The sequence below is a fragment of the Moorena sp. SIOASIH genome (assembly GCF_010671925.1).
In the GTDB taxonomy this organism is placed as follows: Bacteria; Cyanobacteriota; Cyanobacteriia; order Cyanobacteriales; family Coleofasciculaceae; genus Moorena.
This window is the reverse complement of record NZ_JAAHIH010000005.1, coordinates 261,995-282,341: the sequence shown is the minus strand read 5'-3', so window position 1 is coordinate 282,341 and position 20,347 is coordinate 261,995. Positions and strand designations below refer to the sequence as shown.

The window sequence follows — 20,347 nt, the reverse complement described above, 5'->3', positions numbered from 1 at the left end:
CTTCATTCTAAATTCTTCATTCTTCATTCTTCATTCTTCATTCTTCATTCTTCATTCTTTATTCTTCATTCTTTATTAGTCTATTGCTTTTTGACTTGTTCAGCGAAGCTTCCTAATTTCCTCTACAGGTATGCCAGTAGTTTGGCTAATGGTTTCATCATCCAAAAGAGGCAGAAGTTGGCGTGCAATTGCTTGGGCTTTTTCTTTCTCCCCTTCTTCTTTACCTTGTTTCATACCTTCTTCTCTTCCTTGTTTCATACCTTGTTTCATTCCTTTTTCTCTCCCTTGTTTCTCAGCAAATAGAATCAGCCCTTGTTGGTCATGAATAAACATTTCTCGTTTTCCTAGTTCCTCCAACTCTTTCCTGGTTAAATTCGCCTGAGAAGCAATCCCAAATGCCTGTTGAAACTCTGGTAGTTGTGCCATTTTATCTGGGACTGTATCTAAAGAAGGGGCATTTTTTAAAAAAAACATCCACAACTCATCCAATTCTTCTAACTCCTCCAACTGCTTCTCAAATTTCGGTAACTCTACAAACAATAATTGTAAGTAATTTTCTACGTAGCTGATGTTGGTACTTTTTTCTCGGAACTCAAAATGATTAATTACCTGATTATTCTCAGGAAACATAATAAAATCGGTAATGGTCAGAGCAATCACTGGTTTGAGATAACGGTAGCCTTCCCCTTGACCTAATTGTAGTGAGTAAGCTTTAGCTGCGTTATACAAAACTCGACGAGCAAAAGACTCTACCTGCAAAACCTGCATTTCAATAATCACTAGAGAACCATCCCTCAGCTTAGCTTTCACATCGAGGAAAGAGTCTTTGAGGATTGGCAGAGGAGAAGACTGATAAGGATCAATAATTTCTAAATCTTGGATGAGAGGTTGATTGTGATAGACAAGAGCATTGAGGAAGCTAATCAGAATCGGCTTACTTTCCTGGGAGGCAAAGATTTTTTTAAAGGCAAAGTCGGTTTTGGGGCTGATGAATTTCATGGCTGAGATGGGGCTGAGGGTGCGTTTACTCAAAAAAGTAGTAGACTACAACTATGATACAGCAATTTGCAATTCAGTTAGGTACAAATTTCTAGGTTTTAGGGAGCAGGGAGCAGGGAGCAGGGAGCAGGTAAGAGGGAAGAGGGAATAGGGAAAAAATCCTGTTGAGCTTACACTCCCCATCTCCCCACCCTTGCCACACTTACTTTCTTTTTTACAACTATGATATCGACCCTACTCCTCCTCTTCTTCTTCCTTTAGCCAACGCCAAATCAACAAGCAAAGATTCAAGACTATGATTAGGTTTGCATCAAGGAACAAAGCTAGTAACTCCACAACGAACTCTATTAATAGCCAAACTTTTCGGTTGCGATTAGTCTTCTTGGTCATAGCGATCATTGTCAATGTAAATGCTTATGACTTCTAGCTTATGGAGTAAAAAAATAGGTGTATAGGAGTTTGATATAAAAATTTTGGACGGTATTGACTGGAAAATATGCCTAAATAAAGCCAGGCAGTTTAATCAGCTTAAATAGGAATTAATAAACTAAAATACCCTAAAATAAAAACAAATAAAAATTTGTTATAAGCTAACACAATTTCCAATCTACATGGCAGAATTTAGGTAAGCAGAAATGTAAGCATTCAGTCGGTCACAGGCTGGAAGCCTGTGCCACAAAGCTGAGGCTAGAAGCTTATGGGAGTTAAGTATCACAGGCTGGAAGCCTGTTCTACCTCTTGCCTCTTGCCTCTTGCCTCTTGCCTTTTGCCTTTTGCCTTTTACCTACTCCCTACTCCCTACTCCCTACTCCCTACTCCCTACTCCCTACTCCCTACTCCCTACTCCCTACTCCCTACTCCCTTTCTTATGATAAATACCATGACCAACCAACAATCTCAACAACAACAGTTCCTGGCAGAAATAGCTGACCATATTTTCCCGATATCGAAAAGCTCTGAACCCCAAAAACTATGCTTTCAACTGCGTTTTAGTCCTGAAAACTGGCAAGAAGAGAATGTGGAGATTGCTCGTAAAATCAAAAAAGAACTCAAAGCGTTTGACAAAAAGAGCATTAATGGTACCCTGGCCGAAGTACTGAAAAAGCTGAAAAATCAGTTTGGGGAGGAAATGGCGAAACATGGGGTAAATTGGGAGCATAAACGAGGAAGACCAGCGGATGACAAACAATCTCCCTGGCGAATTGCTTATGGGTGGTTATGGGAGCAGAAATTTCCTTACTGGCAAATGGATGGGCTTTGGCAAAACCTAATTCAAACAGCGGCATCGCCTTCCCATTGGCTTCGTTTTACTCCAGATTCTCCTTCCAGAGGCTTGGTTGTACCCCCAGGTAAGAAAAACGAGCCACCTGTAATTGGTTTGGGCATTCCCTACTATATGCATGTGGAGCTAGATTGTGACCAAGAGCATCTGTTGTTATTAAATCGCGGTTTAGATACCAACTATGTAGTCTGTCCTTCCCAAGCTTTTGCTCCAGTTAATCGACTCAAAGACAAGAAAATTCTGATGCCTCAGTCAGGGGCAATGTGTGAAGAGATAAAATTTGATAGGGTAGGGCAAGAAGAGTTTCTGGCTATTGTCTTAGAAGATTCTTTAGATTTTCCTTGGTTAACGCCTAATGAAGAGGAACCAGCTCCCATTTGGAATCCGGAACGGCTTAAGGAATTGTGGACAAGGTTGGGAGAATATAGCAATAATTGGCAAGCATTTTATCGCTCTTTCGAGGTAGTAGAAGCATCTGCTTAGAATTAGGTAACAGGAAATAGAATAGGAAAATACTATGGACGAACAACGAATTCAAGAGTATAAGAACTTCCTAATGTCCATCTTACTGCTGGCAATTGCAACTGACCATAGCCCTCAGTCAGTTTACCCCCTACTGCAAAAGAATCTCGACAAGCTAGATGAAAACTTAGAGCAGATACTGCAATTGTTGGCAGGGGAAATCCTCCCTCAACTTGGGCCAGAAGAAGCTCAAGCTCTTGCTGGAGAAATTTTCAAGTTCGGCAATTTGATTCAACATTTTACTCTGGGTAACATAGCCAGTAACTTAGAAATTGCCATTGCTAGTTATGAAGTCGTTGCAACAGTTGCCACCTTGGAGGCATTCCCTCAAGATTGGGCAAGTATTCAAAACAATCTCGGCACTGCCTACTATGACAGAATCAAAGGGGAGAGAACAGATAATATAGAACAAGCTATCGCTCATTATAGAAATGCTCTACAAATCTTTACCAAGTTGGGATTTCCCGAAAATTGGGCAAGGACTCAAAACAATCTCGGTCTTGCCTACTGTCACAGAATCAAAGGGGAGAGAGTCGATAATCTTGAACAAGCCATCGCTCATTATAGAAATGCCCTACAAATCTATACCAAGTCGGCATTTCCCCAAGATTGGGCAATGACTCAAAACAATCTCGGCGCTGCCTATTTGTACAGAATCAAAGGAGATAGGGCAGATAATATAGAACAAGCTATCGCTGCTTCTAAAAATGCCCTACAAATCAGTACAAAGTTAGCATTTCCCCAAGATTGGGCAATGACTCAAAACAATCTCGGCGCTGCCTATTTGTACAGAATCAAAGGGGAGAGAGCAGATAATATAGAACAAGCTATCGCTCATTATAAAAATGCCCTAAAAATTCGTACTAATTCGGCATTTTTAAAAGATTGGGCAACGACTCAAAGCAATCTCGCCAATGCCTACTGTGATAGAATCAATGGAGATAAAACAGATAATATAGAACAAGCTATCGCTCATTATGAAAATGCCCTAAAAATCCGTACCAAGTTAGCATTTCCCCAAGATTGGGCAACCACTCAAAACAATCTCGGTAATGCGTACTTCGACAGAATCAAAGGAGATAGGGCAGATAATATAGAACAAGCTATCGCTCATTATGAAAATGCCCTAAAAATCCGTACCAAGTCGGCATTTCCCCAAGATTGGGCAATGACTCAAAACAATCTCGGCAATGCCTATAAAAACAGAATCAAAAGGGAGAGAGCAGATAATATAGAACAAGCCATCACTGCTTATGGAAATGCTCTACAAATCTTTACTCCAGCAAAATTCCCTCTCGATTGTCTGCAAACAGCTCGCAATTTAGGTAACCTTGCTGTGGAAAATAACAATTGGCAACTAGCTATCGAAGGCTATGCCCTAGCTATCCAAGCTGTAGAACAAAGCCGGAGTTGGGCAATTGATGAGGAGCGTCGCCAAAAAATTATTGCTGATGCCATTGGCGTGTATGACAGAATAATTCAAGCTTACCTCAACTTAGGAGAAATCGAGAAAGCAGTGGAATATACTGAACGTTCTCGTGCCCAACGGTTGGTAGATATGATGGCTAGTAATGAACTCTACCAAGGGGGAGAAATTGTCCCAGAACTAGAACAGCATTTGCAAGACTACGAGGAACTGCAACGGCGTATCAATCTCCTCCATTTTGGTTGTCCATCGAAGGCTGTTCCAGTTTTGACAGGAACTCCTGATAAAATTATGTCATTGGGAATGAGAGTAAAGCAATCTGATCAATCCTTGACTAGGGAAGCTTTATTAAAATACGAGACAGAAATCCAGGCATTAGAGGCACAAAAACAGCAAGTTTGGCAACAACTGCGCCGCTATGACCCGGTTTTGGCAGGACAAGTTCAAGTGGAGCATCTCGATTGGGAGCAAATACAGCAGTTAATCGAGGAACCAACGACTGCTCTGCTTAGTTTCTATACAACGGATGAGGATACCCATATTTTTATCCTACTTAAGGATCGCAGTCCTCAAGTTTTTACTTGTGTAGGCCAGGGAGGAAAAGTACTACAGATTTGGATTGGAAAAAACTGGTTTATTCCCTATGATGAGGCACAAAGTGAATGGAAACAGAAGATGGGGGATTTTCTTGAGGAACTTGCTGAGCGCTTGCAGTTGGAAAAGCTGGTGGAACACTATCTGACTGGGATTGAGGAGTTGATTATTGTCCCTCATATACTTTTGCATCAGATTCCTTTTGCTGCGTTGCCCTTAAAACGAGGGGAGCAAGAGGGTTTATTAGCACCAGAGCAAGACAAGATTTCTGTTTCCCAAACTCGTGGTATGGTCTTCTCCAGCAAATCCTCCAAACCCTCTGCCACTAAACCTGTTACCAACACTACTTATTTATGCGATCGCTTTCGTATTCGCTTGGTTCCCAGTTGCCAAATCCTCCACTATTGCCACCAACGCCCAGCAATCCCAGGTCAGGAAATGGGTATAGTCGAAGATGCGACGGAAGATCTGCCCTTTGCCAGTTTTGAATGCAAAACCCTGGCGGAAATGTATCAGGTTCCTGGTGAGCAGCGCTTACAAGGACGGAATGCCACGGTCAAATCATACCAAACCTTAGCCCAGCAAGTGCATATCCTCCACTCCAGCCATCATGCCCAATCTAACCCCATGGAGCCCTTGGAATCTCAGTTACGGTTAGGAGATGGTTCCCTGACCCTGGGTCAACTCTTAACTCCTGCTTGGCGGATGCCCAATCTTTCCGAAGTTTTTGCCTCTGCCTGCGAGGTTAATTTCACTGTTACCAAAGTTACTGATGACTTGCTTAGTCTAGCTACGGGTTTTCTCTGTGCTGGAGCCAGGAGTGTGGTTAGTACCCAGTGGTCCGTAGATGATTTGGCCAGTGCTTTATTAGCAATTTTTTACTACGATGGCCGCCGGTCAGGGATGAGCCCTTGCCAAGCACTACAGCAAGGGCAAATTAAATTGCGCAATTTAACGGGAAAGGAGTTTGCTGATAACTATCAGGCTCAGTTAACGGAACATTTGGAACAAAAGTTAAAGGAAGCCAATACTGCTAAACAGAATGCTAAGGATCAGGGAGATCAGGAAGAGTTGGATAAGTGGGTCACAATTGTGGATAAATTCGAGATACAAGGAAAGCGTTTGGAGTCTTTGAGTAAGGATGATTTTCCTTTTGCTCATCCTTTCTTTTGGGCTGGTTTTGTTTCCCAAGGAATTTAGAATGAAGAATGAAGAATGAAGAATTTAGAATGAAGAATGAAGAATTAAGAATTAAGAATGAAGAATTTAGAATGGATAATGGAGAATTTAGAATTGATATCCTGTAGGGTGGGCAAAAGGTGAGCACAGATCAGCTGTAGGGAAAACTCTAGGAATTTTGCCCACCAAAAAGCCAGATCCTGTAGGGTGGGCAAGGTGATTGGTCAACCCAAGCGCTCCAACCAATTTATTTCCCCTTGCCCACCCTACAAAAATAAATTCTTAATTCTTAATTCTTCATTCTAAATTCTAAATTATGACTAACCTTCAACCTGCTAACCAAAAAAAAGTAGCCGCAGAAATACTTTCCACGGCTAGGATTTTTCGACTATGCACTCAATTTTATCAGCTATCCAATCCTGATCGGATGTGATTAGCCTTTGGCAAGGGGGGGAAACCCCCCCAGAAATTTAAGGTGTTAACGCCAAATCCAATATCTGGTGATCATCGTAATATATTCGTCTGGAGTTCCAGTGGGCTGAAGAGGACCCCATTCGGAAATTTGGATGTAGCCGAGGGCATTCAGGATATAGGCGGTATGGGTGATTTGCTGGCGAGACCCTTTCAAAATATACGGAACAATGAATCCGTTTGAATTATTGTTTGAATTGGGCTGAGAGTTTTGAGTCATAGTCGAGAAATTGTTTTTGAAGTTTATACTATAATCATAATGATTGTATTTTAATTTGTCAAGGAAAATTGAGAATTAAGAATTAAGAATTGAGAATTGAGAATTGAGAATTAAGAATTGAGAATTGAGAATTTAGAATTGAGAATTGAGAATTGAGAATTGAGAATTTAGATCCTGTAGGGTGGGCAAAATGTTAGCACAGATCAGCTGTAGGGAAAACTCTAGGAGTTTTGCCCACCAAAAAGCCAAGCTAGCCACAGTTAATTCTGGTGGGCAAGGGGATTGGTCAACCCAAGGGATCCAACCAATTTATTTCCCCTTGCCCACCCTACAAAACTAAATTCTTCATTCTTCATTCTTCATTCTTCATTCTTCATTCTTCATTCTTCATTCTTCATTCTTCATTCTTCATTCTTCATTCTTCATTCTAAATTATTCATTTTTATATTTATACATTTATTTATAAAGTAAACTAAAAGTAAATTCTTCAATTACATCTGCTCCTCAAGAATGACAAAAAAAGATATACAAGAAAGAACGCTAAACTTTAGCGTCAGAATAGTGAATCTCTGTAAATTTCTGAGACAAAATGGTGGGACTGGATATGATTTAAGCAAACAATTAATCCGCTGTGGAACAAGTATTGGAGCCAATGTTGAGGAAGCACAAAATGCAGAAAGTAAACGAGACTTTATTCATAAAATGAGTATTTCACTCAAGGAAGCTAGAGAGACCAATTATTGGTTAAAAATCTTAATCGCTACCGAGAAAAACCTAGAACCAAGATTGCTGTCTTTACTCAATGAATCTAATGAATTAATTTCTATTATTTATGCAATTATTAAAAACACTAAAACTAACAATTAATTATCAATTCTTCATTCTTAATTCTTCATTCTTAATTCTACTTGGTGGTGCGTTACGGGGCGGCCTGTCCCAAAACTGGCTACAAGGTTGAACATGAGGGCAAGCCCGCCCCTAACGCACCCTACGCAATAAATTAATTGTCAATTCTTAATTCTTAATTCTTAATTCTTAATTCTTAATTATTCATTCTTAATTCTTAATTCTGCTGTAGAATCAAATCTAACTCCCCGATACAGTGCTTCTAAACTTACATAAAAGTTGACACTTTCGAGGGTAAAGGTATCACCTTTATCATAGGGATAAAGGACCCAAAACCCTTGCTGATTACGCCTAAAACACTCTACTCCTATTGTCTCTGACTGGATTAGAACATACTCCTGCAAAGTTTTTAGCTTACGGTATTTAGCAAACTTACTCCCCCGGTCGTATGCTTCTGTAGAGGGTGAGAGCACTTCTACAATCAGACAGGGGTACTGAATAAACTGGTTAGACTCTTGATCTCTAGAATCACAAGTTACTACTACATCTGGATAGTGGTAGGAACGAACTGAAGAGATTTTTACCTTCACATCTGCGATATAGACCTCACAGCTACTGTCTTGTAGGTGAGTATTTAGATCACTGGCCAAATTTAAAGCAATCCGGTTGTGGGGTTTCGAGCCTCCGGTCATGGCGAAGACTTCCCCATCACTATACTCATAACGAATCTCCTGAGTCGGTTCCCACTCCAGGTATTCTTGGGGATTCATCCGGTAACGCTGTGGATTAGCAATCATGGTTTTTTCCAATCAATGGGGTATGGGCAGACCTGGTGGTGCGTTACGGGGCGGCCTATCCCAAAACTTGCTACTGAGAAAATTAGGGCGAGCCCGCCCCTAACGCACCCTACATTCTAAATTCTAAATTCTAAATTCTAAATTATACTTGGTGGTGCGTTACGGGGCGGCCTATTCTAATACTGGCGCTCGAAGTGTAAAATTAGGGCAAGCCCGCCCCTAACACACCCTACGCACTAATTTATCCTTTCCACAAAACAACCTTCAACCTAAATTCTTAATTCTCAATTCTTAATTCTTAATTCTTAATTCTTCATTCTTAATTCTTAATTCTTCATTCTTCATTCTTCATTCTTCATTCCACATGTTTTTGCCAAGCCAATCGTGCTGCTCCCACCATACCCGCTCGATTACCTAATTCTGCTTTAACTAACTCTAAACCAGTACGGGAGGAAGGCAAAACTCGTTGCTCTATTTCTGCTAGAGTTGTTGGCAAGAAAAATTCGGCACTAGCACTGATGCCACCACCAATAATAATCGCTTCCGGTGTCAGTGGATAAATAAGACTAGTTAGCCCAATCCCTAATAAGCGTCCGTAATCTGCCCAAAATTCTAAAGCTTCCTGGTTTCCTTGTTGGGCTAATTTACCAAGTTCTGCTGGTTCTTTGCCACTGTTGCTTCGGATTGCCCTAATGGAAAGGTATTGCTCTAGAGAACCGCGATTACCGCTATTACCCTCGGGACCATCGGGATATAGATTAATTAATCCCAACTCCCCAGCAGACCCGAGATGACCTGTGAAGAGTTGACCATCGAAAATGATTGCCCCTCCTACCCCTGTGCCTAGGGTGAGTAGAATCAAGTTCCGAAACCGACGACCAGCCCCTAACCAAGCTTCTCCTAAACCAGCACAGTTAGCATCATTAGCAACAACTGTGGGATAACCGACTTTGGCTTCTAACTGATCGGCTAGGGGAACATCGTGCCAATCCGTTAGGTTAATCGCAACCTTAGCAATTCTACCAGCAACATCAGCAGGGCCAGGACATCCAACCCCTATACCAATTACTTCTTCCCTGGTATCGAGACGAGAGATTGCTTCTACTATTGCTTCGATCACCGCTGTTGGTGTTGCGGGCTGGGGTGTATCTACTGTTAGAGACTCCAGTTCGGTTCCATCTTCACGGAAGCGTCCCAACTTAATCGCAGTGCCACCTAAATCAATGCCTATGGCTTGGGTCATTAGTCCTTAGTGATTCGTTGTGAGTCATTTTAAGGCAAAAGGCAATAGGCAAAAGGCAAAAGGCAAGAGGGTTTTAGGGAATTTCAATGCTTCTGACGAAATCGGGGATTAATCAACTCGCTTAATCCTTCTCCTACTAAGGACAATCCTACTACCATCAGTGTCATGGCTAAACCAGGGAAGAGCGCTGTCCACCAAATCCCAGTGGGTAAGGCATCGAGGGCTTGACGTAAGTCATGACCCCACTCTGGGGTTTGTTCTGGCAATCCTAATCCTAAAAATCCCAGTCCTCCCAAGATTAAAATCGCATCAGCGGCGTTGAGGGTAAATAGAACTGGTACACTTTGAATCACATTGAGAAATAGGTAGCGCGATAATATCCTACCAGGGGAAGCCCCCAGAGCTTGAGCGGCTTCGATGAACAATTCAGTTTTGACGCTAGTGGTGTGATTCCGGACTACCCGATAGTATTGGGGGACATAGGAAATACTTAATGCGATCGCAGCATTGAAAACTCCTCTACCGACTACAAAGGCCAGAGTCACCGATAGCAGCAGTCCTGGCAAGGTATAGATCGTATCCATTAAAAACAGTAAGACCCGATCGAGTTTGCCACCGAGATAACCACTGATTAAACCCAAAGGGACACCAATAATCAGGCTAAGGGTGGTGGCGAGAACGACTACTTTTAGAGCAGCTTGAGAGCCAAACCAGGTGCGAGAGAAGACATCATAACCCTGGCGAGAGGTACCAAACCAGTGATTCCAGCTCGGTGGTTCATGAATGGGATTACTGAGGGACTGGGTAGGGTCTTGTAGCCATCCCCAAGCTTGAAAGGTAGGAGCGAAAAGGGCTACTACGACAAAGCACCCAGTAATCACTAGTCCCGCTACCATTAGTTTCATGGATAGACTAGGCCCTCTAGTAAAAGGCAAAAAGCTGGGGAATGATTGTTTGGTTGAGGTCATCCTTCATCCTTGATAGTCCTAGCATTTTTGATACAGCGCTTTGCAATTGCTGTTAGGTACTTTCGTTCTGGCTTTTTAGGGAGCAGGGAGCAGGGAGCAGGGAGCAGGAAAACAATCCTGTGTAGCTGATAGTTCTGCAAACCGCCGTATTGATCAGTTCTATTGAAGCTTCTTCCCCCTACTCCCTATTCCCTATTCCCTATTCCCTATTCCCTACTCCCTACTCCCTACTCCCTACTCCCTACTCCCGCACCACCCCAAGGGCAAAATCCCTTAAACAGTAGTAGGTAAATACCGTTCAATGGCTTCACGATACTCACTCTTTTGCTTAACTCCTTTAAATTCCGCTAGGAACTCTTTGTCCTTAAATAACTGTACCGTAGGTGTTCCCACCACTTGAGCATTTTCAGCTATTTCTTTGTCTTGGTCAATATCGATTTCGACAAAGTGAATTTTGCCATTATACTCATCTACTACTTTATCCAGCATGGGCTTGAGAACCTTACAAGGACCACAACTGGGGGAAATATACTTGACCATGATTATGCGATCGCTTTCATGGAAAAGTTTACGCAAGGCATAGCCCCCCAGATGGCGTGTTTCCTTGATATCAAAGGTTTCCGCCGTCTCAGCTACTACTTTTTCTTCCGTTTCTTCAGGTTTTTCAGCCGTTGGCTGTTCTGATGCCGGTTGTTGATGATACTCATGAATTAAGTTATTGGCAGATAGCCAGCGTTCTGCTAACATAGCCCCCATACAACCTGTTCCAGCCGCAGTGATAGCTTGACGGAACTCATGGTCTTGGACATCACCAACCCCATAGACTCCCTCTACACTAGTTTCCACCGAGCCTGATTTAGTGACAATGTAACCCACCTGATCTAACTCCAGTTGTCCTCTAAACAAGGACGTGTTAGGAGTGTGACCAATAGCGTAAAACATCCCCCGAACTGAAATATCCTTTTCCTCACCAGTTTGAGTATCCTGGACTCTTACGCCAGTCATCGAACCATTGTCTCCAAACACATCAACTGGCTGAGTATTCCAGTGAATGGTAATTTTGGGATTATTCAACACCCGGTCTTGCATGGTTTTGCTAGCTCGCATTTCATTCCGACGTACTAGCAGATGAACATGGGAACCATACTTGGTCAAATATACAGCTTCCTCTGCCGCTGAGTCACCACCCCCGACTACCGCCACTTCCTGACCACTGAAAATGGGAGATGCACCATCACAGATGGCACAAGCTGAGATACCATTACTCCAGTACTGAGCTTCGCTGGGTAAATGCAACCGTTTCGCTGTTGCTCCGGTAGCAATCACAATACTATGGGTTTTTACTTCCCGTTCTTCAGAGCGGACAGTAAAGGGACGCTGACTTAAATCTACAAAGATCACATCTTCGGTATAGCATTGAGTGCCCCAGCGTTCTGCTTGAGCCTTCATCCGTTCCATTAATTGAGGTCCGGTGATTCCCTCTGGGAAGCCAGGGAAGTTTTCTACTTCTGTAGTAGTCATCAGCTGTCCACCAGGGATTCCCCCAGCTTGGAAGCCTTCAAACATTAAGGGTTTCAGGTTAGCTCGTGCCCCATAAATCGCTGCTGTGTAACCGGCAGGACCAGAACCGATGATGACAAGATTTTCTACAGGGGAGTTAGACATTAAAGCAAACTCATAACGACTACGCTTTTATTATAAACCATTATACCATATACAACTTAGCTAATGCTGTCACACATTTAAATTGTGAATAGGGGCGCTTTGGAGGTAAGAATTCAGCTGACGGCTGACGGCTGACGGCTGACGGCTGATGGCTGACTGCTGAACAGCTGACAACCTGAATTGCTCAAAACAGAGGTAAATTAAAACTCATCCCGGTACCGAATACTGTCCCATCAAAACTAATTCTGGAGTTGGACGAAGAACCAAAGCTTTGTCCACCATACAAATAAATTTGACTATTGCTAGAAATCTTATAACTTAAACGACCAATCAACTGATGATAGTCATCATACCGTTCCCTTTCGGTATAGTCAGATAAGGCAAGTTGGTAATTAAGAGCTGCTTTAAATCGGGGGTAGGGGTAATAGGCTAAAGATGCTCTGAAAACATTACTAATCTTAGAGCGTGTGTCTGGATCAGCAAAACGTAGGTTTAACTTATAGGACGTATCTAAGGCTAAGTCCTTTGCTAACCAATCCCGTCGGCTAAGTCTAAGATACAGAGAATTATAATGAGCGAAGCGATCGCCTCCCTCTTGCTTGAATAACTGTTGATTGCTCCATCCTAACTCCCCATAGGTTCTTTTCAATAGCTGCTGACGAACTCCTAGGTTAACTTTCAGTTGATTATAATCAAGTTGGGATCTATCTCCATAACGCACTACATTACCACTTACTGAGGTTATGAGCTTAGTGTCAGGTCCGAGGGATGGTAGAGCTAATAAGGTTAGTCCTGGTCTCAACAAACCATCATCAACTGGATCCACTCCAGCGAAAATATTATCGCTTCTGAAATAACTGACTCTACCCTGTAAATATACTGTAGGTTTAGGGGGAGTCGGTGGTTTTTCTTGGAGCTGCAAACGCAGCACCCCCAGTTCCGGGTCTCCATCATTAGCTTTGGAATCTGAGTTTGAACGATTATCTCCAGAAGCAGGTTTACCTTGAGATATCTGTGACCTGTCAACTACCTCAGTTGAGCTAGAACCCGATGAGTGCTCACTAACAACAAAGGAAGATAATATTTCTCCACCACTCCCGATTTTCACCTGAGATAACTTAGGAGTACAATGCTGTTTTACCTGATCAGTATTAGGTTGGTGTTCTGTACCACTAAACACTGAAGTAACTGCTGACTGATGGGAAATACTGTCTATGGGGTCACATCCAGACCAAGCGGGTTTACTGATTGTCAGTGTACTCAATAAAATCAGATGTCCTAAAGTCGCTAAATACGTTTTTTGCCTCTGGTGCTGGTAAGCCTGAATATCCTCAAAGTTGTCGTGATTATTTTTATTTATTGAAACCATATTTATTTAAAAAAATATTGTTAATTTAATAAAATTTAAGTTAGTATAATTTACACTCAATTAACTTTAAAAAAAATATAAAGCTAAATCCTAAAACTTAACCTAGTAGTTTAATACTAATTGCTCTATAATAGTCTTTGCTAAGCTGTGAGGCATCTACAGAATTTTTCATAACTATTAGGTGCGCTTTCCGCATCTAATTATTAAAATCGCCACGGGTCGCACGGGTGCATCTCATTTTTGCTGTTTGAGCCGGTGGTGCGTTACGGGGTGGGCTATTTCAACGCTGGCAAAGAGGCGGAAAATCAGGGCAATCCCACCCCTGAAGCACCACTAGCAAAATTTACAAAAGTGAGATACACCCGGTCGCACTTGAGGTAAACAGAATTTTTTTCCTGTTCCCTGTTCCCTGTTCCCTGTTCCCTGTTCCCTGCTCCCTGACTAAAAAATAGACAAGTTAAATGAGCAACAGCTTACCAAAATTGATCAATGTAGGTAGAGGATTTTTCTCCCAGCTAATAATTACTAACCACCAGCGGTGTTTTCAGGATTGACTAACCTGTATTTCATACTACTCTGAAGAAAAAATATCCTGACTTGACTTAGAGCCTAGAGAATGTCGTATAGGAGAGTTTTGTACCTACTCTTCGAGAAGGCAACGCCAAAGCCCCGTAAGCTATCAGCTAATGCGCTACCTCCCAGCGTCGTTCGCACAGCGTGGCCAAAGGCCAAAGCCTGTGCCACGCACACTACTTGAGGTTCTGATCGGGAAAGTTCCAGTGTCGAAAGCGCGACTGCATCAAGAAAAGAGCTAAGCATTCGTTTAATCTCTGTTAAATCAGCTGATAGCACCTCAAGTAGCACCATCTGCTGACGGGGTGACAAACAGCCTTAAAAGCCTTACTGGGTGTGGGGTGTGGGGTGACGGGTGTAGGGGAAGATCAGGAGCTGGCTACGTTGCTAGGGACGGTTGAATCAGGTATATGACCGATTGTTATCGCTGGGCTCAGTCCAAATTCCCTTCTATTTTCCCCACCCCCCACACCCCACACCCCACACCCTGTATACTTTTTAGCCTTGTTGTCACCGCCTCAGCACCATCTGTAGCGCATTAGCTGAATTCTGACCTCTCAACTACCTGACAATACTGACCTTTGAGCTATTGGAGCTGCCCCGTGTTTCGCAAGACAGTCTTAGTACTTTCCATCTCTCTATGGAGCGTTAATTTACTAATTTTTTCTAAACCAGTCAGTGCCGAAATTCCTTTAACTCGTGCTGTGGTAGAGAAGCTACGTAACCGAGTGCGATTGATTCCTCAAAATCAGTCAGCTCGACCAGCCCGTCCATCTGATGCCATGACGATAGGAGATGCACTGGTAACAGCTCGCTCCTCCATGGCTCAACTGCGCTTCAATGATGGTTCCCTAGCCCGACAAGGAGAGTTAGCTGTCTTTCGATTTATACCTAGAAGTCGTACCTTTGAGCTATCTAATGGGACACTGCTGCTGTTAATTCCTCCAGATCGGGGTAAAACTCGAGTGCGTACACCCAATGCCGTGGCTGGGATTAGGGGGTCAGCTCTGTTCATGCGATATATCTCTGATACCAATACAACAATTGTTGGAGCTCTGACCAATAGCGGTATTGTGGTCTATAATCGCACTCGTTCTCAAGGTAAGGAATTAAAAGCTGGGCAGATCGTGGTTATAACCGAGGATCAAATTGAGCAGGTTTATGAATTTGACCTCAGAGAGTTTTATGAAACCAGTGAATTAGTCAAAGGGCTGAATTTGACCCAGACAGAACCGGCAGATAGTCCAGATCAAGCTTTGGATTTAGTGCGAGGGGAAATTGCAGATGCTCTAGAGGCGCAAGTTCCTATTATTGGCAACAACATAATTGTTAATCCTACTTTCGTTCGTCTTCCTGAGAGTGAATCGGACGAGTTTCCCAGTGCTGATTTTAGTGTGATTGATGGTGGTGTTGATGTCTTAGATCAAGATGTGGGTTCTGAGAATTCCAATGCCGATATCACTGATCAGGTTAACCAGTTAGATATTAGGTCTACCTTGGAAACCGGTGAGTTTCTTAACACTGAGCAGGAGGATCAAACTGTTGAACTGGATCCCGAAGATGTTGACAAACCACTAGAGCCGGAACCAGAGCCGGAACCAGAGCCGGAGCCTGAGCCGGAGCCTGAGCCAGAACCGGAGCCTGAGCCGGAGCCTGAGCCAGAACCGGAGCCTGAGCCGGAGCCTGAGCCAGAACCGGAGCCCGAGCCGGAACCTGAGCCGGAGCCGGAACCAGAACCTGAGCCAGAACCGGAACCGGAGCCGGAACCGGAGCCCGAGCCGGAACCTGAGCCAGAACCGGAACCGGAACCGGAACCTGAACCTGAGCCGGAACCAGAACCTGAGCCCGAGCCAGAACCTGAGCCGGAACCGGAACCGGAACCGGAACCAGAACCTGAGCCAGAACCGGAACCAGAACCGGAACCGGAACCAGAACCTGAGCCCGAGCCAGAACCTGAGCCGGAACCGGAACCAGAACCTGAGCCAGAACCCGAACCTGAGCCAGAACCGGAACCAGAACCAGAACCAGAACCAGAACCGGAGCCGGAGCCAGAGCCGGAACCAGAACCAGAACCGGAACCAGAACCAGAACCAGAACCAGAACCGGAGCCAGAGCCGGAACCAGAACCGGAACCTGAGCCAGAACCAGAACCAGAACCAGAACCGGAACCTGAGCCAGAACCGGAACCCGAGCCTGAGCCCGAGCCTGAGCCTGAGCCGGAACCTGAGCCTGAGCCTGAGCCGGAACCTGAGCCTGAGCCTGAGCCGGAACCTGAGCCTGAGCCCGAGCCTGAGCCGGAACCAGAACCTGAGCCCGAGCCTGAGCCAGAACCGGAACCAGAACCAGAACCAGAACCGGAACCTGAGCCAGAACCGGAACCTGAGCCAGAACCGGAACCCGAGCCTGAGCCGGAACCTGAGCCTGAGCCCGAGCCTGAGCCTGAGCCGGAACCTGAGCCTGAGCCGGAACCGGAGCCAGAACCGGAAATTCCTGTTCAACTACCCGATCCAGGTCAAGGAGTAGAGGATGGCTTCCCTGGTCAAGGTCAAGGAGTAGAGGATGGCTTCCCTGGTCAAGGTCAAGGAGTAGAGGATGGCTTCCCTGGTCAAGGTCAAGGAGTAGAGGATGGCTTCCCTGGTGGAGGAAATCCCTGAGCTTTTGACGTTAGTTGTGGTGCTTGAATTTATTCAAGAAAAGCCGTCTTAGCCATTAGTTTTTTGTCAGCAACAGAGTGGTCTGATTATCCATCAGAGCAGGTTTACCATCACTGGTATGGGAGCTAAATGACTCAAAATAGCGACGAACTGGGGTAGGAAACTCAGGAAAGTTGAATACAGCATCACCATCAGCAATATTAGCCCAGAAGTAGCGTAGACTCGGAGCAAGTTTCTGGGCATCTGGTAACGGTAAATTTAAGGGGGGAGAAGTCAGGAGTTTCACCATGAATGGATAAGAGCGATCGCTCATCCATTCTCTAGATATCTGGGGTAGGTTTTCCCAACCAGGGACTGACTCCACTCGATGAGATTCAATGTGTAACCATCTTTTGCCCTGATTATCGGTAGACAACTGCAATATCCGGTAGGGGTGAGGATAGCTAACTAATGAACCTGTGGTGATTTCGTAGACTCCCTCTTGATAGGCGATATCCTGTACATGCAAGTGACCTGTAAAGAGTAGATTGACCCCAGCAGTTTTGAGAATATTGTGTAATATTGGACCATTTTCCAAGATATACCGATGTCCCAAGGGATGGTTAGCTTGATCGGGCAAATGCTCGATGACATTGTGATGCACCATCACCAGCACCAATTTATCCTGGCACTGGGAAAGCACTTGCTCAAGCCAGATCAGCTGTTGCTGATCAATACGCCCTACCTGTTTACCACCGGTATCGAACTGGTTAGAATTTAACCCAATCAGCTGTACTCCAGGCAAAACTTCACAGGTATAGTACAACTGCTCGGGATTTTCATAACCAAATTGGCGATAGTAGTAGGGAAATTCCTTTAGTCCAATCGAGTGTTCATTGGGTAAGATATTGGGGACATCATGATTTCCAGGTACGACGTACACTGGAAAAGGCAACTGGCTCAATCGCTTTTGTAACCAGGTATGATTGTCTGGTTCACCATGCTGGGTTAAGTCTCCTGGTAGGAGGAGGAAATCCAAGGCTTTCTGCTCTAAATCCTCCAGAATCCTTTCTAGGACTGGAATACTAACTTCTACCAAATGAAACCGATTGGGATGATCCCAGATGGTTTGGGGTAACCCGATATGTAGGTCACTTACCACGGCAAAGCGAAAATTTAAACTCATAGCTAAAACTTTTCTTGATTAAACCCTAGATTAATTATTATTAAAATTATCGCTCATGACGTTTGCTGTTATACCATTACAACTCCTTGTTTAGGTTAAATTAAACTGCTCACCTATTCCTAATGGATAATCTTTAATTTAGCCTGACATAATTTAGTCTATAAAAAACTTTAAAGATTACATTTAGGATAAATAGAGATGAGTTGGAATTGCCTTCATTGATATCACATTTACAACTAGATTAGGGATATAACCCCTAATCCCTGATACCCCATCCCCTGAGTAAAGTAAGGAGGTGCTAAGGTTGGCTAGAGTCCGAGTGCGACAACACGTTAATCCACTTAGCAAGCAATATCAGATGCCGGTGAGTCCTCCGGATTGGAATCAAGTTTATGCCCAAACGGCTCTTCCATTACATCTGGATATTGGCTGCGGGAGAGGGGAATTTTTATTGCAGATGGCAACACAACAACCCCACTGGAATTTTTTGGGGTTAGAAATTCGGGAACCATTGGTAAAACAAGCCAACAGTAAGGTGGTGGATTTAGGGTTGAGCAATCTCTTATTTTTGTTCTGTAATGCTAATAGTTCTATAGATTCACTCTTTAGCTCTTGGCACCCTGGTGCCTTGCAGCGCGTCACTATTCAATTTCCTGATCCTTGGTTCAAGAAGCGACAAGCCAAACGACGTATAGTGCAGCCCACCTTGGTTGATACTCTAGGGGCTTATTTGACCAGTGGAGGAGAGGTCTTTCTACAATCGGATGTGGAGGAAGTAGCAGTGGAAATGCGATCGCGCTTCGATGCTCATCCAGTCTTCTACCGGCCAGAGACTGCTTGGCTGCCAACCAACCCCCTGCCAGTGCCTACTGAACGGGAAATTGCCACCCTCGCTCGTGGTGAACCTGTGTACCGAATGTTGTTCTTTCGCCGTGATGATGTTTAAGGAATAGTGGAGTAGGAACACTCGTAGCCAAACCGCCTTCTGATTCAATCAGATCAGCGGGCTACTGGTCAGTATGCTCCTGCCCAATTTGCTTCTCCCCTATGGTTCGCTCTACCTAATTAAAGCATGAATAACCATCAAGCTGAGGCAACTCAGGCAGAAATTATGGTTGTGGATGACACACCAACCAATTTGCAGCTGCTATCTTCGATCCTGATTGAGCAAGGCTATCAGGTTAGGAGCATGATCGATGGACTACTTGCCTTGGAATCAGCATTGTGTGATCCACCGGATTTGATTTTACTCGACATTATAATGCCAAAGATCGATGGCTATGACGTCTGTAAACAGCTGAAATCTAATCAAAAAACCCAGGGAGTTCCAGTTATCTTTATCAGTGCTCTGGATGAAACTTGGGACAAGGTGAAAGCCTTTGCTGTTGGTGGTGCTGACTATATCACCAAGCCATTCCAGGTTGAGGAAGTTTTAGCCCGTGTGGAGAATCAATTGACTCTGCACAAGCTACAAACACAACTGATTGAGCAAAATCAACTGCTGCAACAGGAAATTCGCGATCGCATTTCCGCCCAAACTGCTTTAGAAGCCCTCAATCAAGAACTTGAAACCAGAATCCAAGCTCGCACAGTGGAACTAAGAGATTACTTAGAACAGCTACGCAGCTTGGAATCGCAATTGCGTCAATCACTGGAGCGTGAAAAAGAAGTCAGTGACCTTAAATCTCGGATTATTTTTACCATATCCCATGAGTACCGTACACCTTTAATGACAATTCTATCCTCTGTAGAACTCCTAGAAAAGTACCGTCATAAATTGACTGATTCTCAGCAAGTTAAACATTTTTGGCGGATCCAAGCTGCGGTCAAACATATGACTACCCTAGTCAATGATTTATTATTCATTAATCAAGCAGAATTCGATAGATTAGAATTCAAACCAGTTGCTCTGAATTTAGTAACATTTTGTCAGGAGTTAGTCTCCCCGATCCAATCAAGCATTGGGGCTAAACATAGCCTAATCTTTAGTAGTGCAAGAGACTGGGAGCCAATATCAGGAGACCCCAAAATCCTAAGACAAATCCTCAATAACCTCATCTCCAATGCCATTAAATATTCTCCCGATGGTGGGACTATTTTAGTACAGCTAAATGGAGATGAAGAGAAAGTCATCTTACAGATAATTGATCAAGGCATTGGCATTCCTAAAGAAGACCAACCAAAATTGTTTGAGTCTTTTAGTCGTGCCAGTAATGTGGGTATAATTCCAGGAACAGGACTAGGGTTATCAATTGTCAAAAGTTGTGTAGACTTGCACGGTGGTAGGATTCACGTGGAAAGTGAAGTGGGTGTCGGAACAACCTTTACCATCAGCTTGCCCAAGAATTTACCAGAAGAGGAATAAGTCGGTCAC

Annotated in this window: 19 protein-coding genes; 8 read left to right on the top strand and 11 right to left on the bottom strand. The window is 43.8% G+C overall.

Going from position 1 to position 20,347, the window contains the following annotated elements; all coding sequences use genetic code 11:
• Nucleotides 1–99 precede the first annotated feature (99 nt).
• Both F6J90_RS28285 and F6J90_RS28280 read right to left on the bottom strand, forming a co-directional pair.
• The gene (locus F6J90_RS28285) at nt 100–999 is read right to left on the bottom strand and encodes an Rpn family recombination-promoting nuclease/putative transposase (RefSeq protein WP_293103232.1); all 900 of its coding nucleotides are present in this window, start codon (nt 997–999) and stop codon (nt 100–102) included.
• A gap of 51 nt (nt 1,000–1,050) precedes the next feature.
• Nucleotides 1,051–1,182, bottom strand: a complete 132-nt coding sequence (locus F6J90_RS28280) for a hypothetical protein (protein ID WP_293101333.1) — start codon at nt 1,180–1,182, stop codon at nt 1,051–1,053.
• A gap of 583 nt (nt 1,183–1,765) precedes the next feature.
• On the opposite strand from F6J90_RS28280, the gene F6J90_RS28275 reads away from it, so the two are divergent.
• Nucleotides 1,766–2,764, top strand: coding sequence for a hypothetical protein (locus F6J90_RS28275; protein ID WP_293101331.1), 999 nt, complete (start codon nt 1,766–1,768; stop codon nt 2,762–2,764).
• Between the two features lie 34 nt (nt 2,765–2,798).
• Nucleotides 2,799–6,023 (top strand): CHAT domain-containing tetratricopeptide repeat protein, encoded by a 3,225-nt coding sequence (locus F6J90_RS28270; protein WP_293101329.1) that lies wholly within the window; start codon nt 2,799–2,801, stop codon nt 6,021–6,023.
• A gap of 457 nt (nt 6,024–6,480) precedes the next feature.
• Here the strand turns inward: F6J90_RS28270 and F6J90_RS28265 are convergent, their stop codons facing one another.
• Nucleotides 6,481–6,693 carry a hypothetical protein gene (locus F6J90_RS28265; protein WP_070396176.1) on the bottom strand — a complete coding sequence of 71 codons (213 nt, stop codon included), beginning with the start codon at nt 6,691–6,693 and terminating at the stop codon, nt 6,481–6,483.
• Between the two features lie 190 nt (nt 6,694–6,883).
• Here F6J90_RS28265 and F6J90_RS28260 point away from each other — a divergent pair, with 190 nt between their 5' ends.
• Together F6J90_RS28260 and F6J90_RS28255 are read left to right on the top strand one after the other, a co-directional pair.
• Nucleotides 6,884–7,033, top strand: a complete 150-nt coding sequence (locus F6J90_RS28260) for a hypothetical protein (protein ID WP_293101327.1) — start codon at nt 6,884–6,886, stop codon at nt 7,031–7,033.
• Nucleotides 7,034–7,203: 170 nt separating this feature from the next.
• Nucleotides 7,204–7,560, top strand: a complete 357-nt coding sequence (locus tag F6J90_RS28255; RefSeq protein ID WP_293101324.1) for a four helix bundle protein — start codon at nt 7,204–7,206, stop codon at nt 7,558–7,560.
• 179 nt (nt 7,561–7,739) lie between these two features.
• Here F6J90_RS28255 and F6J90_RS28250 read toward each other — a convergent pair whose 3' ends face one another.
• From F6J90_RS28250 to F6J90_RS28235, 4 genes are all read right to left on the bottom strand, one after another.
• Nucleotides 7,740–8,336, bottom strand: coding sequence for a Uma2 family endonuclease (locus F6J90_RS28250; protein WP_293101322.1), 597 nt, complete (start codon nt 8,334–8,336; stop codon nt 7,740–7,742).
• A gap of 355 nt (nt 8,337–8,691) precedes the next feature.
• A complete protein-coding gene (locus F6J90_RS28245; RefSeq protein ID WP_293101319.1) occupies nt 8,692–9,579 on the bottom strand; it encodes an ROK family protein in 888 nt (295 codons plus the stop codon).
• An 83-nt stretch (nt 9,580–9,662) separates the two neighbouring features.
• Nucleotides 9,663–10,547 carry an ABC transporter permease gene (locus F6J90_RS28240; RefSeq protein WP_293101316.1) on the bottom strand — a complete coding sequence of 295 codons (885 nt, stop codon included), beginning with the start codon at nt 10,545–10,547 and terminating at the stop codon, nt 9,663–9,665.
• Nucleotides 10,544–10,687, bottom strand: a complete 144-nt coding sequence (locus tag F6J90_RS28235) for a hypothetical protein (RefSeq protein ID WP_293101313.1) — start codon at nt 10,685–10,687, stop codon at nt 10,544–10,546. The genes F6J90_RS28240 and F6J90_RS28235 overlap by 4 nt, the downstream gene beginning before the upstream one ends.
• 9 nt (nt 10,688–10,696) lie before the next feature.
• Between F6J90_RS28235 and F6J90_RS28230 the strand changes: the two genes are divergently transcribed.
• Nucleotides 10,697–10,831, top strand: coding sequence for a hypothetical protein (locus F6J90_RS28230; RefSeq protein ID WP_293101310.1), 135 nt, complete (start codon nt 10,697–10,699; stop codon nt 10,829–10,831).
• Here F6J90_RS28230 and trxB read toward each other — a convergent pair.
• From trxB to F6J90_RS28215, 3 genes are all read right to left on the bottom strand, one after another.
• Entirely contained in the window at nt 10,821–12,212 is a 1,392-nt protein-coding gene (gene trxB / locus F6J90_RS28225; protein ID WP_293101307.1) for a thioredoxin-disulfide reductase, read from the bottom strand. The genes F6J90_RS28230 and trxB overlap by 11 nt on opposite strands.
• Nucleotides 12,213–12,396: 184 nt before the next feature.
• The gene (locus tag F6J90_RS28220; protein WP_293101304.1) at nt 12,397–13,581 is read right to left on the bottom strand and encodes a hypothetical protein; all 1,185 of its coding nucleotides are present in this window, start codon (nt 13,579–13,581) and stop codon (nt 12,397–12,399) included.
• A 609-nt stretch (nt 13,582–14,190) separates the two neighbouring features.
• Nucleotides 14,191–14,400 (bottom strand): hypothetical protein, encoded by a 210-nt coding sequence (locus tag F6J90_RS28215; protein WP_293101301.1) that lies wholly within the window; start codon nt 14,398–14,400, stop codon nt 14,191–14,193.
• A gap of 356 nt (nt 14,401–14,756) precedes the next feature.
• On the opposite strand from F6J90_RS28215, the gene F6J90_RS28210 reads away from it, so the two are divergent.
• Entirely contained in the window at nt 14,757–16,808 is a 2,052-nt protein-coding gene (locus F6J90_RS28210) for a FecR family protein (RefSeq protein WP_293101299.1), read from the top strand.
• 55 nt (nt 16,809–16,863) lie between these two features.
• On the opposite strand, the gene F6J90_RS28205 is transcribed toward F6J90_RS28210, so the two are convergent.
• Nucleotides 16,864–17,973 (bottom strand): metallophosphoesterase, encoded by a 1,110-nt coding sequence (locus tag F6J90_RS28205; RefSeq protein WP_293101296.1) that lies wholly within the window; start codon nt 17,971–17,973, stop codon nt 16,864–16,866.
• A 304-nt stretch (nt 17,974–18,277) separates the two neighbouring features.
• Between F6J90_RS28205 and trmB the strand changes: the two genes are divergently transcribed.
• Nucleotides 18,278–18,919 (top strand): tRNA (guanosine(46)-N7)-methyltransferase TrmB, encoded by a 642-nt coding sequence (gene trmB / locus F6J90_RS28200; RefSeq protein ID WP_293101294.1) that lies wholly within the window; start codon nt 18,278–18,280, stop codon nt 18,917–18,919.
• A gap of 126 nt (nt 18,920–19,045) precedes the next feature.
• Nucleotides 19,046–20,338, top strand: coding sequence for a hybrid sensor histidine kinase/response regulator (locus F6J90_RS28195; RefSeq protein ID WP_293101291.1), 1,293 nt, complete (start codon nt 19,046–19,048; stop codon nt 20,336–20,338).
• The last annotated feature ends 9 nt before the right edge of the window (nt 20,339–20,347 follow it).